This window comes from Variovorax paradoxus (assembly GCF_029919115.1).
Taxonomy (GTDB): Bacteria; Pseudomonadota; Gammaproteobacteria; order Burkholderiales; family Burkholderiaceae_C; genus Variovorax; species Variovorax paradoxus_O.
Genome location: NZ_CP123990.1, coordinates 262,078 through 281,125, shown reverse-complemented (window position 1 = coordinate 281,125; position 19,048 = coordinate 262,078). Strand labels below are relative to the sequence as shown.

The 19,048-nt window shown below is 66.6% G+C and carries 16 protein-coding genes, 1 tRNA gene and 1 pseudogene; 10 read left to right on the top strand and 8 right to left on the bottom strand.

Going from position 1 to position 19,048, the window contains the following annotated elements; genetic code table 11:
• The first annotated feature begins 26 nt into the window (after nucleotides 1-26).
• Together QHG62_RS01340 and fahA are read left to right on the top strand one after the other, a co-directional pair.
• Nucleotides 27-833, top strand: a complete 807-nt coding sequence (locus QHG62_RS01340) for a cyclase family protein (RefSeq protein WP_281149021.1) — start codon at nucleotides 27-29, stop codon at nucleotides 831-833.
• A 19-nt stretch (nucleotides 834-852) separates the two neighbouring features.
• Nucleotides 853-2,175 carry a fumarylacetoacetase gene (gene fahA / locus QHG62_RS01335; protein ID WP_281149020.1) on the top strand — a complete coding sequence of 441 codons (1,323 nt, stop codon included), beginning with the start codon at nucleotides 853-855 and terminating at the stop codon, nucleotides 2,173-2,175.
• A gap of 58 nt (nucleotides 2,176-2,233) precedes the next feature.
• Here the strand turns inward: fahA and QHG62_RS01330 are convergent.
• From QHG62_RS01330 to QHG62_RS01320, 3 genes are all read right to left on the bottom strand, one after another.
• Nucleotides 2,234-2,309: transfer RNA gene (locus QHG62_RS01330), tRNA-Gly, on the bottom strand.
• Between the two features lie 47 nt (nucleotides 2,310-2,356).
• A complete protein-coding gene (locus tag QHG62_RS01325; RefSeq protein ID WP_281149019.1) occupies nucleotides 2,357-3,259 on the bottom strand; it encodes an NAD(P)/FAD-dependent oxidoreductase in 903 nt (300 codons plus the stop codon).
• Nucleotides 3,249-3,710, bottom strand: a complete 462-nt coding sequence (locus tag QHG62_RS01320) for an RrF2 family transcriptional regulator (protein WP_281149018.1) — start codon at nucleotides 3,708-3,710, stop codon at nucleotides 3,249-3,251. Before QHG62_RS01320 ends, QHG62_RS01325 begins: the two co-directional genes overlap by 11 nt.
• A 135-nt stretch (nucleotides 3,711-3,845) precedes the next feature.
• Here QHG62_RS01320 and QHG62_RS01315 point away from each other — a divergent pair, with 135 nt between their 5' ends.
• The 3 genes from QHG62_RS01315 (at nucleotide 3,846) to QHG62_RS01305 (ending at nucleotide 6,840) form a co-directional block, all read left to right on the top strand.
• Nucleotides 3,846-4,970 (top strand): helix-turn-helix domain-containing protein, encoded by a 1,125-nt coding sequence (locus QHG62_RS01315; protein WP_281149017.1) that lies wholly within the window; start codon nucleotides 3,846-3,848, stop codon nucleotides 4,968-4,970.
• 115 nt (nucleotides 4,971-5,085) lie between these two features.
• Nucleotides 5,086-6,120, top strand: a complete 1,035-nt coding sequence (locus QHG62_RS01310) for an alpha/beta hydrolase family protein (RefSeq protein ID WP_281149016.1) — start codon at nucleotides 5,086-5,088, stop codon at nucleotides 6,118-6,120.
• A gap of 183 nt (nucleotides 6,121-6,303) precedes the next feature.
• The gene (locus tag QHG62_RS01305) at nucleotides 6,304-6,840 is read left to right on the top strand and encodes an adhesin (protein WP_281149015.1); all 537 of its coding nucleotides are present in this window, start codon (nucleotides 6,304-6,306) and stop codon (nucleotides 6,838-6,840) included.
• A 78-nt stretch (nucleotides 6,841-6,918) separates the two neighbouring features.
• Here the strand turns inward: QHG62_RS01305 and QHG62_RS01300 are convergent, their stop codons facing one another.
• The 5 genes from QHG62_RS01300 to QHG62_RS01280 form a co-directional block, all read right to left on the bottom strand.
• Nucleotides 6,919-7,362 carry a MaoC family dehydratase gene (locus QHG62_RS01300; protein ID WP_281149014.1) on the bottom strand — a complete coding sequence of 148 codons (444 nt, stop codon included), beginning with the start codon at nucleotides 7,360-7,362 and terminating at the stop codon, nucleotides 6,919-6,921.
• A 10-nt stretch (nucleotides 7,363-7,372) separates the two neighbouring features.
• Nucleotides 7,373-8,662, bottom strand: coding sequence for a benzoyl-CoA 2,3-epoxidase subunit BoxA (gene boxA, locus QHG62_RS01295; RefSeq protein ID WP_281149013.1), 1,290 nt, complete (start codon nucleotides 8,660-8,662; stop codon nucleotides 7,373-7,375).
• A gap of 123 nt (nucleotides 8,663-8,785) precedes the next feature.
• Complete coding sequence (gene boxB / locus QHG62_RS01290) at nucleotides 8,786-10,213, bottom strand: benzoyl-CoA 2,3-epoxidase subunit BoxB (RefSeq protein WP_281149012.1); 1,428 nt, start codon at nucleotides 10,211-10,213, stop codon at nucleotides 8,786-8,788.
• Nucleotides 10,214-10,247: 34 nt separating this feature from the next.
• Entirely contained in the window at nucleotides 10,248-11,924 is a 1,677-nt protein-coding gene (gene boxC / locus QHG62_RS01285) for a 2,3-epoxybenzoyl-CoA dihydrolase (protein WP_281149011.1), read from the bottom strand.
• A 128-nt stretch (nucleotides 11,925-12,052) separates the two neighbouring features.
• On the bottom strand, nucleotides 12,053-13,003 hold the full coding sequence (locus QHG62_RS01280) for a helix-turn-helix transcriptional regulator (RefSeq protein ID WP_281149010.1): 951 nt from the start codon (nucleotides 13,001-13,003) through the stop codon (nucleotides 12,053-12,055).
• Nucleotides 13,004-13,203: 200 nt separating this feature from the next.
• On the opposite strand from QHG62_RS01280, the gene QHG62_RS01275 reads away from it, so the two are divergent.
• The 5 genes and pseudogenes from QHG62_RS01275 to QHG62_RS01255 all read left to right on the top strand — a co-directional run bounded on the left by QHG62_RS01275 (nucleotide 13,204) and on the right by QHG62_RS01255 (nucleotide 19,039).
• Entirely contained in the window at nucleotides 13,204-13,677 is a 474-nt protein-coding gene (locus QHG62_RS01275) for a DUF4863 family protein (protein WP_258503241.1), read from the top strand.
• Nucleotides 13,674-15,312 (top strand): annotated as a pseudogene (locus QHG62_RS01270) (3,4-dehydroadipyl-CoA semialdehyde dehydrogenase). The gene QHG62_RS01275 and the pseudogene QHG62_RS01270 overlap by 4 nt, the downstream one beginning before the upstream one ends.
• A 52-nt stretch (nucleotides 15,313-15,364) precedes the next feature.
• Nucleotides 15,365-16,915 (top strand): benzoate-CoA ligase family protein, encoded by a 1,551-nt coding sequence (locus tag QHG62_RS01265; protein WP_281149009.1) that lies wholly within the window; start codon nucleotides 15,365-15,367, stop codon nucleotides 16,913-16,915.
• 136 nt (nucleotides 16,916-17,051) lie between these two features.
• A complete protein-coding gene (locus QHG62_RS01260; RefSeq protein ID WP_281149008.1) occupies nucleotides 17,052-17,858 on the top strand; it encodes an alpha/beta fold hydrolase in 807 nt (268 codons plus the stop codon).
• Complete coding sequence (locus QHG62_RS01255; RefSeq protein ID WP_281149007.1) at nucleotides 17,855-19,039, top strand: ABC transporter substrate-binding protein; 1,185 nt, start codon at nucleotides 17,855-17,857, stop codon at nucleotides 19,037-19,039. Before QHG62_RS01260 ends, QHG62_RS01255 begins: the two co-directional genes overlap by 4 nt.
• Nucleotides 19,040-19,048: the final 9 nt, after the last annotated feature.

Below are 19,048 nucleotides of genomic sequence, written 5' to 3'. Positions count from 1 at the left end.
ATCAATACCCTGCAAGGAGCCCCGCCATGCCACGCAAGTTTGTCGACCTTTCGATCTTTCTCGAAAACGATGTGCTGTCCGACCCGCCCGCCTTCGCGCCGAAGATCCAGTATTTCACGCACGAGCAAACGTACGAGCAGATCGAGCCTTTCTTTCCGGGCCTCAAGAAGGAAGACCTGCCCGACGGCGAAGGCTGGGCCGTGGAGTTGGTGCAGCTTTCCACGCACAACGGCACGCACCTCGATGCGCCCTATCACTTTCACTCCACGATGGATAAGGCGCTGGGCGAGAAGAAGCCGGCCATTGCCATTCACGACGTGCCGCTCGAATGGTGCTTCCAGCCGGGCGTGAAGCTCGACTTCCGACACTTTGCAGATGGCTACGTGGTGACGGCGGAGGACGTGGAGACCGAACTCAAGCGCATCGGCCACACGCTGAGCCCGCTGGAGATCGTGGTGGTGAACACGCGCGCGGGTTCGCGCTACGGCAACCCCGACTATGTCTCGGCCGGCGCGGGCATGGGCTACGAAGCCACCATGTACCTGCTGGAACGCGGCGTGCGCCTGACGGGCACCGACGCATGGAGCTGGGACGCGCCCTTTGTGCACACCGCCAAGAAGTACGGCGAAACGAAGGACGCCTCGCTCATCTGGGAAGGCCACAAGGCCGGCCGCGACATCGGCTACTGCCACATCGAGAAGCTGCACAACCTGGAGGTGCTGCCGCCCACGGGATTTTTCATCAGCTGCTTTCCGCACAAGATCCGCGGCGCATCGGCGGGCTGGACGCGCGCGGTGGCGATCTTCGACGATGCGCTGATGGCGTCGGTTTGAACACGGGACATCAAGACAGATGATTGCGCTCAACCACACGCATGACGCCGCCGCCAGGAGCTGGCTCGACACCGCCAATGCCGCGGGAACCGACTTCCCGATCCAGAACCTGCCCTACGCGGTGTTCCGCCGCGCGGGCAGCCCGGAGCCGTTTCGCGGCGGCGTCGCCATTGGCGACCAGGTGCTCGACATGGCGGCGCTTTCGGCGCGCCAGTTGCTCGACGGGCTCGCACTCGATGCGGCCCGTGCCGCCGCGCTGCCGGCGCTGAACGATTTCTTCGCGCTCGGCGGCGCCGCATGGCAGGCGCTGCGCCATGCGGTATTCGCATTGTTGCGGGGCGACGCACCGGTCGCGACCAGAAACGCCGTGCGCGAATGCCTGGTGCCGCAAGCCGAGGTCGAGTACACGGTGCCCGCGCGCATCGGCGACTACACCGACTTCTACACCTCCATCGACCACGCGCTGAACATCAGCCGGCTGATGAACCCCGATGGGGACGTGACGCCCAACTTCCGGTGGATTCCCACGGCGTACCACGGGCGCGTGTCGACCATCGGCGTGAGCGGCCAGCGCTTTCACCGCCCCATGGGCCAGACGATGGCGCCGGGCGCCAAGGCGCCGACATATCACGCTTGCGCGCGGCTCGACTACGAGCTCGAGCTCGGCGTGTGGATCGGCGAAGGCAATGCGGCGGGCGAGCCCATTCCGCTCGCGCATGCGGAAGAACATATCTTCGGCATCTGCCTGCTCAACGACTGGTCGGCGCGCGACATCCAGTTCTGGGAGATGGCGCCGCTCGGGCCTTTTCTGGCAAAGAACTTCGCGACCACCATCTCGCCGTGGATCGTGACGATGGAGGCGCTCGCGCCCTACCGCCAGGCCTGGACGCGGCCTGCGAACGAACCCCAGCCGCTCGACTACCTGGAAAACGAAGCGAACCGAGAGAGCGGCGCCATCGATATCCGGCTCGAGGTGTGGCTCGAAAGCGAGAAAGCGCGCAGCGACAAGAGCGGCCCTTCCCGCCTGTCGCGCACGAGCTTCAAGCACCAGTACTGGAGCGTGGCGCAGATGGTGGCGCACCACACAGTGGGCGGCTGCAGCCTGAACCCGGGCGACCTGTTCGGCAGCGGGACCATCTCGGGGCCCGGGCCCGGCGAGGCCGGCGCCATCATCGAACTGACCCGTGCCGCGCAAAGCCCGGTCACGCTGGCCAACGGCGAACAGCGCGGCTTCCTGGAAGACGGCGATGCGGTGCTGCTGCGCGGCTGGTGCGAGAAGCCGGGGCATGCGCGCATCGGCTTTGGCGAAAGCCGGGGGACGGTGCTGCCGGCAAGGGGCTGAAAACTTTGCAGCGCCCAAAAGAAAAGGCCACCGGTGAGGTGGCCTTTTGCACGAAATGTGGAGCGGGAAAAGAGTCTCGAACTCTCGACCTCAACCTTGGCAAGGTTGCGCTCTACCAACTGAGCTATTCCCGCATTTCAGGGCTCCGATTATAGAGCGATTTTGGGGCAGTTTCGGCCTGTCAGGTTTCGAACACCAGCGACCGGTGCAGAGACACCCCGGCCATGACGCCGTCGGCGGAGGCCAGCGTGGCGTTGTGCATCAGCATGGCGGCGTCGCCCGCGGCGAAAACGCCGGGCACCGTAGTCATCTTCATCGCGTCGGTGCGGATCACCGGGCCGAACGGGCCATCGTCGAGCGCGCAACCCAGCTGTTCGGCCAACGGGCTGCCCGGCCGCGTGCGGGGCGCCAGGAACAAAGCGTCGAGCGGCACGAGGCGGCCGCCCTCGAGGCGCACGGCCGAAAGCTCTTGCCCCGGCCCTTCGAGCGCCACGACGCGATCCGTTTCAATGGCCACGCCGCGCGCCCGCAGCTTGGCGCGCACTTCGTCGTCGACCGTGTTGTTGCCGTTCAAGAACAACGTGGCCGGCCCCCATTCGGCAATGAGCATGGCGTGTTCGGGCGCGTGCGGGCTTTCGAGCAGGATGCCCAGTTGCCGGCCGCTGAATTCATAGCCATGGCAATAGGGGCAGTGCAGCACGCTGGCGCCCCAGCGCTCGCGCACACCGGCGATGTCCGGAAAGCCGTCCTGCACGCCGAACGCCAGAACGATCTTGCCTGCCGACAGCTGCCGGCCGCCTTCCAGTGACGCGTTGAATCCGCCTGCACCATCGGCATGGGCGCCCGCCACGCTCCCTTCGATGAAGGTGACGTTCGAATACGCCAGCACCTTGGCGCGCGCGTCGGCAATCATCTTCAGCGGCGGTGTGCCGTCCTGGCCGAAAAAGCCGTGCGAGGCGGCGGCAAAGCGGTTGCGCGGCGCGCCCGCATCGACCACGCACACATTCTTGCGCGCGCGGGCAAGCTGCATCGCAGCGGAAAGGCCGGCAAAGCTGCCGCCCACGACAAGAGCGTCATAGCGCATGTTCAATGTCCTTGTGAGTGAAGCCGCCGCCCGTCATGCGGCGATGAAAGTCTTTCGACAGATCGGCCAGCGTGATGCCGTTGAAACGCTTGAGCAGCAAGGCCTCGGCCTCCTGGCAGGCGCCATCGAGCGCGGCGTTCACCGCCTGCTCGACCACGCAGCCGGGGCTTTCGGTGCGATTGCCCATGGCCAGCAGCGCGGGCGAACCGACCGCGTTGTGGATGTCGCCCAACGTGACCGCAGACAGCGAGCACGACAGCACCCACCCGCCGCCATGGCCCTTGGCCGAGCTCACGAAGCCCGCCTGCCGCAGGCCCGACATGACCCGCCGCACCACAACCGGGTTGGTGTGCATGGCCACGGCCAGCGATTCGGAGGTGACGGGCCCGTCCGTCTCGGCCATGTGCAGCAGCACGTGGAGAACTGCGGAAAGCTTGCTGTCTCGTTTCATGCAACATTATTAGTTGCGTGATCGTGCGCATGTATGCTGCACTCGTTTTTGACCCTTCAAGCCTCAAGGTTGCCGGTTGCTCGCCTGTTATTTTTGGCCGCTTTCAAACCGCTCTTTTCGCTGTATAGCTGTCGCATGCCCGTCTCCGCACCCTCCAACCTGGCCGACGCCGCACTACGCGGCGTCTTGATCGCATTGCTGCTCCTGCTGGGGCTGGTGCTGGGCCGCGACCGGCCTCGGCTGCCGGCCGCGCGTGCGGGCGCAGCATTGGCGCTCGGCCTTGCAGTGCAGGTGGTCGGCTCCACCCCGACGTTCGAGGCGCTCGTGCCCAGGCTCTGGCAGGCACCCCTGGTTGCGATCTCGGTAGGCAATGCGGTGCTGTTCTGGGTGTTCGTGCAGGCGCTGTTCGACGACGACTTCACGCTGCGGCCGATGCATGTCGCGGCCTGGGCCGGGGTTGCCGGGCTGGCCGCGTTCAATTGCGCAGCCTTGCCCGATGCCGCTTCGGCCACCGCCACCGTCACGCTGGGCCTGCAACGCGCCGTGCCGTTGTTTTTCCCGGTACTTGCCGCGTTGGCGGTGGCTTCGTACTGGCGCGGCGACCTGGTGGAGAAGCGGCGCAGGCTGCGCATGTTCATCGCAGTGACCGGCACCGGGTACAGCCTGGCAATGCTCGGAGCGAGGCTGGCCTCGCCGGATGGCCGGTTGTCAGATGCATGGGCTGCGGCGGATGTCGTGATGTTGCTGCTGATCGTGGCCGTTGTGGCGGCGCGGATGCTGCGCTTGGCGGGTTCGGATCTGTTTCCGGTGGGGCTTCCCACCGTGCTTCCGGCCGCACTTCCTGCGGCGGCCGAAGCCACCGCCCCACCCCCGTGCGTAGCCAGGCCCGGGGCCGCGTCCGACCCCGCAGAGGACCGGCTGGCGGAATCCCTTCAGCGCCTGATGGCGGACAACCGTGCCTACCGCAGCGAAGACCTGAGCATCGCCAGCCTGGCCGCGCGGCTGGCCGTTCCGGAATACCGGCTACGGCGGGTCATCAACCAGCGGCTTGGGCATCGCAACTTCAGCGCGTACGTCAACGGCTTTCGGCTTGCCGAGGCAATGGCCGCGCTGGCCGATCCGGACAAACGCGAGCTCCCCGTTCTCACCATTGCGCTCACTGCGGGGTTTCAGTCGATCGGACCGTTCAACCGCACATTCAAGCTGGCGACCGGCCTCACGCCCACCGAATTCCGCAAGCAAAAGCTGGCCGATTCCTGAAATCGGGCAGCCGAAAACCGCTCTTGCGGGTTTCGGCAAGACGCAGCGAGCGTGCCGCGGCATCGTCTCGGCCACCAAGGGCATGGGCCTTTGATGACCAGAGGAGTTCGATTCGATGCCACGTCTGTTTTTCCTTCTGCCAGCCTGGGGGCTGGCGCTGCTGGCCGGTTTGGCGCATGGCGCCATGGGGCTTTCGGAGATTCCCGGGGCCGACGGAGACGGCCCGGTGACGGTGTTCTACCCCTCCAGCAGCGAGACCCAGCCGGTGCGGCGTGGCCGCTTCACGCTGGAGGCGGCCCACCAAGGCGCTCCGGTTCGCGGCAACGGCAGGTTGATCGTCGTTTCGCACGGGTCGGGCGGCGCCCCGTGGGTTCACACAGACCTTATCCGGGGCATGGTGGATGCCGGCTTCGTCGTGGCCATGCCCGAGCACAAGGCCGACAACTACAAGGACGGCAGCAACCCCGGGCCCGACAGCTGGGCCATGCGCCCAGCCGAGGTCTCGCGCGCCATCGACGCCACCGCGCGCGATGCACGTCTTGCACCGCTGCTCAGCTTCGACAAGGTCGGGATGTACGGCATATCGGCCGGTGGCCACACCGCGCTGAGCCTGGCAGGCGGGCGCTGGTCGCCGGCGGCTTTCGCGCGGCATTGCGAGGCCGAGCTGGAAGGCGATTTCCAGGCCTGCGTCGGCCTGATCACGCGGCTGACCGGAAGCTGGTTCGACCACATCAGGAAGTGGGGCGCGCTGTTCGTGATTCGCCGCCGCTTCACCGACGCCGCGCCGCACGAACACCACGACCCGCGCATTGCCGCCGTGGTGGCGGGCGTTCCTTTTTCAGCGGACTTCGACCTGGCCACGCTTGCCACCCCAGGTGTCCCGCTGGGCTTGATCACCGCGCAGCAGGACCGCTGGCTGATTCCGCGCCATCACAGCGACCCGGTGCTCGCCGCGTGCCTGCCGCGCTGCGAACTGATTGCCGACCTGCCCGCAGGCGGGCATGGCTCGCTGCTCTCCCCGCTGCCGCCGGGACTCACGGGATTGATCGGTGAATTGCTCAACGACCCGCCGGCGTTCGATCGCGCCGCCGCACTGCCCGAGCTCAACCGCAAGACAACTGCTTTTTTCAGCGCGCACCTGCTGCCTTGATTCGCCGCGTCGAACCGGCCGCCTTAACGCACGAGCTCCGTTTTCCGCTGACGGAGGCGTCCCACGCAAGTGAGCGACTGCTTCGCACACGGCGACATATGGCGGTGTGGTCACGGTAGCGACCGAACTGGCCCAAAACCGGTTCTGGTCATCCGACCATTCAATCGAAAGGAAAAGTTACCTATGAAGCAGCAACAACAACACAAGTCCATCGTCGTCGGCGCCTTGCTCGCAAGCCTGCTCGCACTGAGCGGCTTTGCACAGGCGCAAGGCGTTGGAGTGGGTGTAGGCGTGAATGCCGATGTCAACACGTCGGGCGCGGTGAAGACTGCACCGGCCCAAGGCAGTGCAGGTGCAGGGGCGGGAACGGCCGCAACAGCGGGCACCTCTGCCAGCGGCAATGCCGGCGGTGGCACCGGCGGCGCAGCGGGCGGCCTGGGCAATACGCTCGGAGGCGTGGTCGGGGGTGCAACGGGCGCCGTAGGTAACGCGACCAACACGGTAGGCGGTGCCACCGGAGCCGTGAACGGTGCCACCGGCGCGGTGGGCGGCGCAACCAATGCAGCGGGCGGTGTGACCAGCACGGTCGGCGGCACGCTGAACAGCGCGACGGGTGCGGTGGGCTCGGCCGGCGGGGCCGTGAAGCCTTCGGGTGCCGGCGTGGGCGCGAAGGCCAGCGGCAAGGCCAAGGGCTCGGGCGCGGTCGATGTGACGAAGTAAACCGCTTCGTGACCGAAGGCCGCCAGCGGCCAGGAAGCCCGCAGCGCCCAGGCGTTGCGGGCTTTTCTTCATGGAGCGTCAGCCGGTCGCTTCAAGCCTGAATAGGCTCGTGACTTCCACGTCGAGCACCATCAGCTCGCGCTGGTTGAAGAGCCGCCAACGCCAGCGCATGATGCCCAGCGTGGGCCGTTTTTCCGATCGCCGCACCTCGATGACATCGGCCACGAGCCGCAGGGCATCGCCGGGCCGCACGGGATGCGGCCAGCGCACATGCTCGAGCCCCGGTGACGCGAACGATTCGGAGCCCGCGAGTGCAGCATCGACCACAAGACGCATCGCGATGGAGCAGGTGTGCCAGCCGCTCGCGATGAGTCCGCCAAAGGCGCTGCCGGCGGCGGCGTTTGCATCGGTGTGAAACCACTGCGGGTCGTACGCTTGCGCAAACCCGATCAGTTCCGCCTCGGAAACGACGTAGGGCCCGGCCTCGATGACCTGCCCCTCATGAAAGTCGGCGAACTTCATCCGCCGCAGCTTAATACGTCTCCAGGTGCAGCCGGCCTTCGCGCTTCAACGCAGCGCCTACGGTGTCCCAGTCCAGGCCCGCTTCCTTCGCCACGTCGCGCAATGCGAGCACCACGCCCTCTTCCATGCTCTTGAGGCCGCATACATAGAAGTGGCTTGCGCCGTCCTTGAGCAGCGCGGCCAGGTCGGCGGCGCGCTCGCGCATCAGGTCTTGCACATAGCGCTTGGGCTGGCCCGGCGTGCGCGAGAACGCCAGGTTGATGTCGATGAAGTCCTTCGGCAGCGACTGCAGCGGGCCGAAGTACGGCAGCTCCTGCTGCGTGCGCGCGCCGAAGAACAGCATGAGCTTGCCGCCTTCGAACTTGCCGCTCTTGCGCAGGCGGCGGCGCCATTCGGTCATGGCGCGCATGGGCGCGCTGCCGGTGCCGGTGCAGATCATCACGATGTGCGACTTGGGATGGTTCGGCATCAGGAACGAGGCGCCGAACGGCCCCACCACCTGCACCGTGTCGCCCACCTTCAGGTCGCAGACGTAGTTGGAGCACACGCCGCGCACCGGGTCGCCCTGGTGGTCTTCGGTCACGCGCTTCACGGTGAGCGACACGTTGTTGTAACCGGGCCGCTCGCCGTTGCGCGGGCTGGCCACCGAGTACTGGCGCGCATGGTGGCGCTTGCCGATGGCATCCACGCCCGGCGGAACGATGCCGATCGACTGGCCCTCGAGCACCGGAAACGGCACCACGCCGAAGTCGAGCACGATGTGATGCGTCTCGCTGTCGAAGCCCGCTTCAGTGCAGTTGAAGTTGCCGACCACCGTGGCCGTCGTCGGAGACTTCGGCGGGAAGAGATTGGTGTAGGCATGCGCGGCCGACCAGGGCGGCACGGTGGCGCCGTACTGGGCGGAATTGAAGACGGGCTCGGCGGCTTCGGCGGTGGCTTGCGCTTGCGTCGGCACGGGCGCAGCGGCCGCCTCGGTTTCATCGCCGCTGCCGGCCGCAACGCCCGCGGCTTCGAGCTCTTCGGGCGAGAGTTCGGCGGGCAGCGATTCCCACGTGAACTGTTCCTCGATGGAGTACGCGCGCACCACCGGCATCGTGCGCCAGTTGTCGATCGAGCCCGTGGGGCAAGGCGAGATGCAGGCCATGCAGCCATTGCAGATGTCGGCGCGAACGACATAGTTGTTGTCGTCGTGCGTGATCGCGTTGACGGGGCAGGTGGCCTCGCAAGTGTTGCAGCGGATGCAGATCTCGGGGTCGATCAGGTGCTGCTTGATGACCCCGGCTTCAACGGCCATGTCCATGTTGTTCTCCTGGAGCCCTCCCCTTCCGGGGGAGGGTTGGGTGGGGACAAGCGGCGCTTGTCGTGGTCACGCCGCTAGCCCCCATCCCTGCCTTCCCCCAGAGGGGGAAGGAGCAAATACCGATTACCCGAAACGCACGTACTCGAAATCCACCGGCTGGCGGTTGATACCCATCACCGGCGGCGAGATCCAGCCGGCAAACTTGCCCGGCTCGACCACGCGGCCCATCAACGATGCCACGAAAGCAAAGTCTTCGGTGCTCGGCAGCCATTCGTTCTTCTTCGCGGCCCATTCGACCTCGTTCACCACGCGGCCTTCAGGCGACATCTTGATGCCGGCGAGCGCGCCGATCTGGCGGTTGAATGCCTTGTGCGGCACCACCAGGCGGGTCGGAATGCCGGCCTTCTCGAGCACCTTGTTCCAGCGGCCGACGCCGGCCACCGAGTCCTTGATGAAGTCGTCGCGCAGCACTTCGTTCAGTGCGTTGAGCATTGGCACGTCCTTCTCGACGAGCTGGCCGTCCTTCACTTCGAGCACCTTGTAGGTCTGGCCCTTGAGCACGTGGTCGTCGGTGCGCTTGCCTTCTTCGTAGCGGCCCTTCAGGCCCGAGCTGTAGAAGATGGCGGCGTTGCTCGACTGGTCGGCGCCGAACAGGTCGATGGTCACGCTGTAGTGGAAGTTCAGGTAGCGCTGGATGGTGCCCAGGTCGATGGCGCCCGCGGCGCGCACCTTCTGCGCGTCGTCGGTCTTCAGTTCGTTCATGACCTGTGCGGTGCGCGCCAGGACGCGCGACACGCCGCTTTCGCCCACGAACATGTGGTGCGCTTCTTCGGTCAGCATGAACTTGGTGGTGCGCGCCAGCGGATCGAACGCGCTTTCTGCCAGCGCCGAGAGCTGGAACTTGCCGTCGCGGTCGGTGAAGTAGGTGAACATGAAGAACGCGAGCCAGTCTGGCGTGCGCTCGTTGAAGGCACCCAGGATGCGCGGATTGTTCTCGTCGCCCGAGGTGCGCTGCAACAGCGCCTCGGCTTCTTCGCGGCCGTCGCGGCCGAAGTGCTTGTGCAGCAGGTAGACCATCGCCCACAGGTGGCGGCCTTCTTCCACGTTGATCTGGAACAGGTTGCGCAGGTCATACATGCTCGGCGCGGTGAGGCCCAGGTGGCGCTGCTGCTCGACCGATGCGGGCTCGGTGTCGCCCTGCGTCACGATGATGCGGCGCAGGTTGGCGCGGTGTTCGCCGGGCACGTCCTGCCAGGCCTTTTCGCCCTTGTGGTCGCCGAAGTGGATTTCGCGGTTGGCATCGCCCGGGTTCAGGAAAATGCCCCAGCGGTAGTCGCGCATCTTCACGTGACCGAACTGCGCCCAGCCCTGCGGATCGACGCTCACGGCCGTGCGCAGGTACACGTCGTAGTTTGTCGAGCCGTCCGGACCCACGTCGTCCCACCAGTTGATGAAGTTGGGTTGCCAGCCTTCGAGCGCGCGCTGCAGCGTGCGGTCTTCGCCGAGGTTGACGTTGTTGGGGATCTTCTCGCTGTAGTTGATCGTGCTCATCGTTGTTCCTTGGGTTGTGCGAAGGACTGCGGGTTCAAACGCGGTTCAAATCGAAGCCGGCCTTTTCGCCGGTGCCGTAGACCTTGAGCGCGCCCTTTTCGCCGACGGCGTTGGGGCGGTTGAAGATCCAGTTCTGCCAGGCGGTGAGCCGGCCGAAGATGCGGGTTGCCATGTTCTCCTTGCTGGCAAAGCGCAGGTTGGCTTCCAGGCCGGTGAGGGCATCCGGCGACATGGCGGCGCGCTCCTCGACGGCGATGCGGATCTCGTCGTCCCAGTCGATGTCGTCGGGCGCGGCGGTCACCAGGCCGAGCTTCAGTGCTTCGTCCGCATCCAGCGGCTTGCCGGCGGCGGCGCGCGCGGCGTCGAGCGGCGCGGCTTCTTCGTAGAAGCGGCGCTCCAGGCGGCTCTGGTCATTCACCATCGGGTAGAAGCCGAAGTTGAATTCGTTGAGCACGAGCTTCGGTGCGCGCTCGGCATCGTCGGGCAGCGCGAGCATGTAGGTGCGGTCGGCCGCAAAGGCCAGCTCGGCCAGCGTGCCGGCGAAGCAGGAGCCCGCTTCAACCAGCGCGAACAGGCTGCGCGACGACACGTCCAGACGCGCCAGCGTGCGACGCAGCGCGCCGATGGTTTCGCGCACCAGCCAGTGGTCCTTGTGGGCGAGCATCACGGCATCGGACGCGAGCACGGCCTTTGCATCGCCTTCGGTCTTGAGCAGCCAGGTGCCGATGTCGAGTTCGTTGGTGCGCAGGTGAAGAATGGCGTCGTCCAGCTCGCGGCACACGGCCAGCGGCCACCATGCGGCGCCTGCGGCCTCGATGTCGGCAACGCCGGCCGGTTGCGTGCCGGTGGGTGCTTTCACTGTGATGGTGGCCGTGCGCTTGCTGCGGTCGATCTGGATCTCGACGTTCGAATAGCGCAGGCTGTCGGCGGTTTCCTCGCGCTCCAGGCGGGTCAGCGCCACGCCCTTGCCGCCCGCGGGGCGGTCGCTGCCGGCGGCGAGTTGCGCGGCGCGGTCTTGCACGGCGGCCGCAAATTGCGCGGGCTTGGTGACCGCATCGACCAGCCGCCACTCGACCGCGCGCTGGCCGCGCACGCCTTCGACGCTGGTGCAGAAGATGTCGGCGAGGTCATGGCGTACATGGCGCTTGTCGGTCACGCGGGTCAAGCCGCCGGTGCCGGGCAGCACGCCGAGCAGCGGCACTTCAGGCAGCGACACGGCCGAGGAGCGGTCGTCCACCAGCAAGATCTCGTCGCAAGCCAGCGCCAACTCGTAGCCGCCGCCAGCGCAAGCGCCGTTCACGGCCGCGATGAACTTCAGGCCCGAGTGCTTCGACGAGTCTTCGATGCCGTTGCGCGTTTCGTTGGTGAACTTGCAGAAGTTCACCTTCCAGGCGTGGCTCGAGACGCCGAGCATGAAGATGTTGGCGCCCGAACAGAAGATGCGGTCCTTGCCGCTGGTGACGATCACGCTGCGCACTTCGGGGTGCTCGAAGCGCACGCGGTTGAGCGCGTCGTTCAGTTCGATGTCCACGCCCAGGTCGTAGCTGTTGAGCTTGAGCTTGTAGCCGGGGCGAATGCCGCCGTCTTCCGCAATGTCGAGCACCAAGCGCGCCACCGCACCGTCGAAGCTGAGCTTCCAGTGCTTGTACTGCGCGGGTTCGATGCGGTAGTCGACGCGCGGAGGCGCCTGAAGGGTCGTGGATTCGGTCATACGGAAGTCTCCTGTGGGGGCCAGATGCAAACCGGAAGAATAATGCATCTTCTGGTTCCGATGACATGCATCATGCTGCATGCGAACAGGCAAGTCAATGCCTGAATCGCTTTTTTTCAAACTTCAGTTCAGGCGCCGATGCCCATGGCTTGGCGGGCGGCGCCGCGCAAGGCCTGGAAGCTCTGCGCCAGGCTCCGGCCACTGGTGTCCACCGAGAGGTCGGCCTTCGAATAGAAGGCGGCGCGCCCGTTCAGGATGCGCCGCAGATCTTCCATGGCCTCCTTGCTGGCGGCCATGGGGCGAGTGTCGCCCTGTGCGGCCACCCGGCCCATGTGCTCTTCGGGCGCGGCCTGCAGCCACACGGTGGTGCAGTGCGCGAGCAGTTCGTTGAAGGTGGCGGGGTCGGACACAATGCCGCCCGGCGTGGCAATGACCACTTCGCTGTAGATCTGGATCGTTTCTTCGAGCGCGCGGCGTTCGTAGCGGCGGTAGGCGTTGGTGCCGTACAGGTCGTGGATCTCGCGCACGCTGCAGCCCGCGAGCTTCTCGATCTCGCGGCTCAGCTCCACGAAGGGCAGCTCCAGGTCGTCGGCCAGCATTTGCCCGAGCGTCGACTTGCCCGCGCCGCGCAGGCCCACCAGCGCAATGCGGCGGTGCCGCGCCGGATCGACCGAGGCTGTGCCCAGCAGTTCGCCCAATGCCAGGCGCACCCGGCGCAGGTCGGTTTCGCTGCGGTTCTCTAGCAGTTCGCGAATCAGCAGCCACTCGGGTGAGCTGGTGGTCACGTCGCCGACCAGCTCGGCCAGCGAGCAATGCAGCGCACCGGCCACCTGCTGCAGCACCAGGATCGATGCGTTGCCGATGCCGTATTCGAGGTTGGCCAGGTGCCGCTCCGACACACCCGCCGAAATGGCCACCGCCTTGCGCGTGAGGCCGCGCTGCGCACGCAGGTTGCGCACGCGGTCGCCCAATGCCGCCAGCAATGGGTTGCGCGCCTCCCCGGCCGATGCCGTGGCTGCGTTGCCGGCGTGATTGCCGTCGTGCGCGGTGGACAGCACCGCGTCTACATGCTCGTTCATGCAAGTCCTCGTTCTTGGCCGGGATTGTGCGCGCTCAGGGTAAACACCATATATGCACTATATTGCTTGACACCTATTGACTCGGTGCTTATCGTTCGAACACAAGCAAGATACTGCACGCGCAACGATCCTGCAATGTAGTTCATAAGTTCGCTGTGGCGCCACCCCTGCCAGCCAGCCTCCAAAAAGGAAGCCCGCCAATGTCCAGCAAGGAAGCATTTCACCAGTTGATTGCCGGCCTGACCGCCGAAATTGCCGGCCGGCCGCTCGACGAACAGCTCGACCAATGGCTGAACGCCGCGCACGGCGCGGGCACCGCCACTTTCGAGCAACTGCGCCAGGCCTGCATCGGCGGGGTGGCCGAAGGCTGGCTGTGCGAGCGCGAGGGCGGCGGCATCCGCTACGGCCGCGTATTTAAGGCCGAAGACGCACTGCACCGCTTCTCGGTCGACGTGGTCGACATGCAGGACATCGCGGGGCCGCACCACACGCATCCCAACGGCGAGATCGACCTGATCATGCCGCTCGAAGGCAGCGCGGGCGCCACCTTCGACGGCCGGCCCGCGGGCTGGTGCGTCTACGGCCCCGGCACCGCGCACCGCCCGACCGTGGCACAAGGCCGCGCGCTCGTTCTCTATCTCTTGCCCGAAGGGCAGATCAAGTTCACCCAATGACCGAGCTCCTTTCCAATTACGTCGCAGGCCGCTGGCAAAGCGGATCGGGCGCCGGCACGCCCTTGTTCGACCCGGTGCTGGGCACCGAGCTCGTGCGCGTCGACGCCACCGGGCTCGACCTGCCCGCAGCCTTTGCCTTTGCACGCCAACAGGGCGGCAACGCGCTGCGCGCCCTCAGCTACCGCCAGCGCGCGGGGCTGCTCGCTGCCATCGTGAAGGTGCTGCAGGCCAACCGCGATACCTATTACGAGATTGCGACCGCGAACTCCGGCACCGTGAAGAACGACTCGGCCGTCGACATCGACGGCGCGATCTTCACGCTCGGCCAGTACGCCAAGTGGGGCGATGCGCTCGGCGACGTGCGTGCGCTGCGCGACGGCGATGCGGCGAAGCTCGGCAAGGAGCCGGTGTTCATGTCGCAACACCTGCAGGTGCCGACGCACGGCGTGGCGCTGTTCATCAACGCGTTCAACTTTCCCTCGTGGGGCCTGTGGGAAAAGGCCGCGCCCGCGCTGCTCTCGGGCGTGCCCGTGATCGTGAAGCCCGCCACGGCCACCGCCTGGCTCACGCAGCGCATGGTGCGCGACGTGGTCGATGCGGGCGTGCTGCCCGCGGGCGCGCTCTCCGTCATCTGCGGCAGCTCGGCCGGCCTGATGAATGCGCTGCAGCCCTTCGACGTGGCCTCGTTCACCGGCTCGGCCGAAACCGCGGCGGTCATCCGCTCGCACCCGGCCGCTACCGAGCGATCGGTGCGCGTGAACATCGAGGCCGACAGCCTCAACAGCGCGCTGCTGCTGCCCGGCGAGGCGCCCTGCAGCGAGGCCTTCAACCTGCTGGTGCGCGAAGTGGTGCGCGAGATGACGGTGAAGTCCGGCCAGAAGTGCACCGCCATCCGCCGCATCCTGGTGCCGGCCGAGGTGTACGAAGCCGCCGCTGAAGCCATCGGCGCCAAGCTCGAGGGCGTGACCGTGGGCAACCCGCGCAACGAGAGCGTGCGCATGGGTTCACTCGTGAGCCGCGCGCAGCTGAATGCGGTGAACGAGGGACTGGAAGCACTCTCTGCACAGACCACGGTGCTGCATGACGGCCGCAACACCCCGCTGATCGATGCCGAGCCCTCGGTGGCCGCCTGCATCGGCCCGGTGCTGCTGGGCGCGCGCGATGCCGTGCGCAAGATCGCGGTAGGGCCTGATCGATGCCGAGCCCTCGGTGGCCGCCTGCATCGGCCCGGTGCTGCTGGGCGCGCGCGATGCCGATGCGGCGCAGCGCGTGCACGACGTGGAAGTGTTCGGCCCCGTCGCCACGCTGCTGCCCTACCGCGATCTTGCGCACGGCATCGCGCTGGCGCATCGCGGCCAGGGCTCGCTGGTGACGTCGCTCTACGGCAGCGACGACGCCGCACTGGCGCAGGCCGCAGTTGCGGTTGCGCCGAGCCACGGACGCGTGCACGTGGTCACGCCCGAGGTGGCGCAGGCCCACACCGGCCATGGCAACGTGATGCCGATGTCGCTGCACGGCGGCCCCGGCCGCGCGGGTGGCGGCGCCGAGCTCGGCGGACTGCGCGCGCTGGACTTCTATCACCGCCGCAGTGCGGTGCAAGCGAGCCCCGGCGTGCTCGCGCAACTCGGCCTCTAGCCCTTCAGCAAGAAGAACCGAGAAGAAATGAACACGGCCCCAGGAGACACGCATGACAAGCCCGCCCGCACGATTCAACTTTGCCGAACACCTGTTCGCCCTCAACCGCGGCCGCGCCGAACGCATCGCCTACATCGACGACCGCGGCACGCTGAGCTATCGCCAGCTCGAAGACCGCGCGCTCCGCCTGGCTGCCGCTCTGAAGGCTGCCGGCGTGCGCCGCGAGGAACGCGTGCTGCTGCTGATGCTCGACAGCAGCGACTGGCCCGTGAGCTTTCTGGGCTGCCTTTATGCCGGCGTCGTACCGGTTGCGGTCAACACCCTGCTCACGCCCGACGACTACGCCTACATGCTCGACCACAGCCGCGCGCAGGCCGCGCTGGTGTCGGGCGCGCTGCTGCCGGGCCTGCAAGAGGCGATGGGCCGCGGCGCGCATGAAGTGCACACGCTGATCGTCTCGCAACCCGCGGGCGCGCTGCCCAAAGGCGCGCTGGAGTTCGACAGCCTGATCGCCGCCGCCGAGCCGATGGCAGCGGCCGCGCCCACTGCTTCCGACGACCCCGGTTTCTGGCTGTATTCATCCGGCTCCACCGGCAAGCCCAAGGGCACGGTCCACACGCATGCCAACCTCTGGTGGACGGCCGAGCTCTACGGCAAGCCGGTGCTCGGCCTCACCGAGAACGACGTGTGCTTCTCGGCCGCGAAGATGTACTTTGCGTATGGCCTCGGCAACGCGCTGACCTTTCCGCTGTCGGTGGGTGCCACGGTGGTGCTGATGGCCGAGCGACCCACGCCAGACGCCACCTTCCGCCGCTGGGTAGAGCACAAGCCCACGGTGTTCTTCGGCGCGCCCACCGGCTTTGCCGGCATGCTCGCATCGCCCAAGCTGCCGGCACCCGAAGCCGTGGCCCTGCGCATGTGCTCTTCCGCCGGCGAGGCATTGCCGGGCGAGATTGCACAGCGCTTCAAGGCGCACTTCGGCTGCGAGATCATCGACGGCATCGGCTCCACCGAGATGCTGCACATCTTCATTTCCAACCGCCCCGGCGACGTGCGCTACGGCACCACCGGCCGGCCGGTGGAAGGCTACGAGGTCGAGCTGCGCGGCGAAGACGGCCGCCCGGTGCCCGACGGCGAAGTGGGCGACCTCTACATCCGCGGCCCGAGCGCGGCGCTCATGTACTGGTGCAACCGCGAGAAGTCGCGCGAAACCTTCCAGGGCGGCTGGACCAAGAGCGGCGACAAGTACACGCGCGATGCCGACGGCTACTACACCTATGCCGGCCGCAGCGACGACATGCTGAAGGTCAGTGGCATCTATGTGTCGCCGTTCGAGGTAGAAGCCACGCTGATGCAGCATCCGGCCGTGCTCGAGGCCGCGGTGATCGGCAAGGAAGACGCGGACGGGCTGACCAAGACCAAGGCTTTCGTCGTGCTGAAAGATGGCCAGTCGGTCACGGACGAAGAACTGAAGGCGTTCGTGAAGGAACGGCTCGCTCCGTACAAGTACCCGCGGTTTCTGGAGTTTGTGCAGGAGCTGCCGAAGACGGCGACAGGGAAGATCCAGCGGTTCAGGTTGCGCGAGCGGGAGAGGCAGGCATGAGCGGCTCCCTGTCTTTCTCCCTCCCCTTCCGGGGGAGGGCTGGGGTGGGGGCAAGCGGTCTTTGCAAAGGCATGGCTCCTGCCAGCGCCGCGAGCCCCCATCCCAGCCTTCCCCCAGCGGGGGAAGGAGCAATGCAATGAGCACCGACTTCGCCACCATTGAATGGCGCAACCGCGCGGTGCGCATCGAATGCCAATGGATCGCCCCCGAGCGCACCGATGCCCCGCTCATCGTCTTCCTCCACGAAGGCCTCGGCTCCGTTGCCATGTGGAAGGACTTTCCCGCACAGGTCTGCAAAGCCGCCAACGCCCGCGGCCTGGTGTTCTCCCGCCCCGGCTACGGCCGCTCCACACCGCGTGAAGAAAACGAGATCTGGGATATCGACTTCATGCACCGCCAGGCGCACGAGGTGCTGCCCGCCCTGTTCGCCGCACTGCAGCTCGGCGATGATGAAAAGCCCTGGCTCTTCGGCCACAGCGACGGCGGTTCGATCAGCCTGCTGTATGCCTCGCGCTTTCCGGACAGGGTGCAGGGTCTCGTGGTCCTGGCGCCGCACATCTTCGTGGAAGACGTGACCGTCGCGAACATCGAGCAGGCCCGCACCGCGTACCTTTCCACCGACCTGCCGAAGAAGCTCGGGCGCTACCACGACAGCGCCGACTCGGCCTTCTGGGGGTGGAACCGCATCTGGCTGCACCCGCCGTTTCGCGAATGGAACATCGAGGCCGAACTCGACACCATCCGCTGCCCGGTGCTGGCCATCCAGGGTATCGACGACGAGTACGGCACGCTTGCGCAGATCCGCGGCATCGCGGCGCGCGTCAGTGGATGCGAGCTGCTCGAAATCCCTGAATGCGGGCATTCCCCGCATCGCGATCAGCCGGATCGTGTCATCGTCGCGACCACTTCTTTCATTGCCAAAAACAGGAGACAAACACCATGACCCCATTCACCCCGGTTCGCACCGCGCGCCTTGCGCTCACCGCGATCGCATTCGCCGCCCTGGCATCCGCCGCGGGCGCCCAGGGCACCGGCAAGCTCAAGGTCGGCCTGATGCTGCCCTACAGCGGCACCTACACCGCCCTGGGCGTGGCCATCGAGAACGGCTTCAAGCTCTACGTCGACGAGCAGGGCGGCAAGCTCGCCGGCCGCGAGATCGAATACTTCAAGGTCGACGACGAATCCGATCCGGCCAAGGCCACCGACAACGTCAACAAGCTCATCAAGCGCGACAACGTCGACGTGATCGTCGGCACCGTGCACTCCGGCGTTGCCATGGCCATGGCCAAGGCCGCAAAGGAAAGCGGCACCGTGCTGATCGTGCCCAACGCCGGTGCCGACGCGGTCACCGGCCCGATGTGCGCGCCCAACATCTTCCGCAGCTCGTTCAGCAACTGGCAGCCGGCCTACGCCATGGGCGAAGTCGCGGCCAAGCAGCAGGGCAAGAAGAAGGTCATGACCATCACCTGGAAGTACGCGGCCGGCGAGGAGTCGGTCAACGGCTTCAAGGAGGGCTTCGAGAAGGCCGGCGGCAAGGTCGACAAGCAGCTCACGCTGCCATTCCCGAACGTCGAGTTCCAGGCCCTGCTCACCGAGATTGCCGCGGCCAAGCCCGACGCGGTGTATGCCTTCTTTGCAGGCGGCGGCGCGGTGAAGTTCGTCAAGGACTACCAGGCCGCCGGCCTCAACAAGACCATTCCGCTCTACGGCCCGGGCTTCCTGACCGACGGCACGCTGGACGCGCAGGGCGATTCCGCGCAAGGCATGCTGACCACGCTGCACTATGCGGACGGCCTGAACACGGCGCGCGACAACGCGTTCCGCGTGGCTTATGCCAAGTCGTTCAAGCTGCAGCCCGACGTCTATGCCGTGCAGGGCTATGACGCGGCGCAGATGCTGGGCGTGGGCCTGGCGGCCACCAAGGGCGACATCGGCAAGAAGGCCGAGTTCACCGCCGCCATCGAGAAAGCCAAGATCGACAGCCCGCGCGGCGCATTCACGATGAGCAAGTCGCACAACCCGGTGCAGGACATCTACCTGCGCAAGGTGGACGGCAAGGAGAACCGGCTGGTGAGCATCGCGATCAAGGGCCTGACGGACCCGGCCCGTGGATGCAGGATGTGATTGACCCAC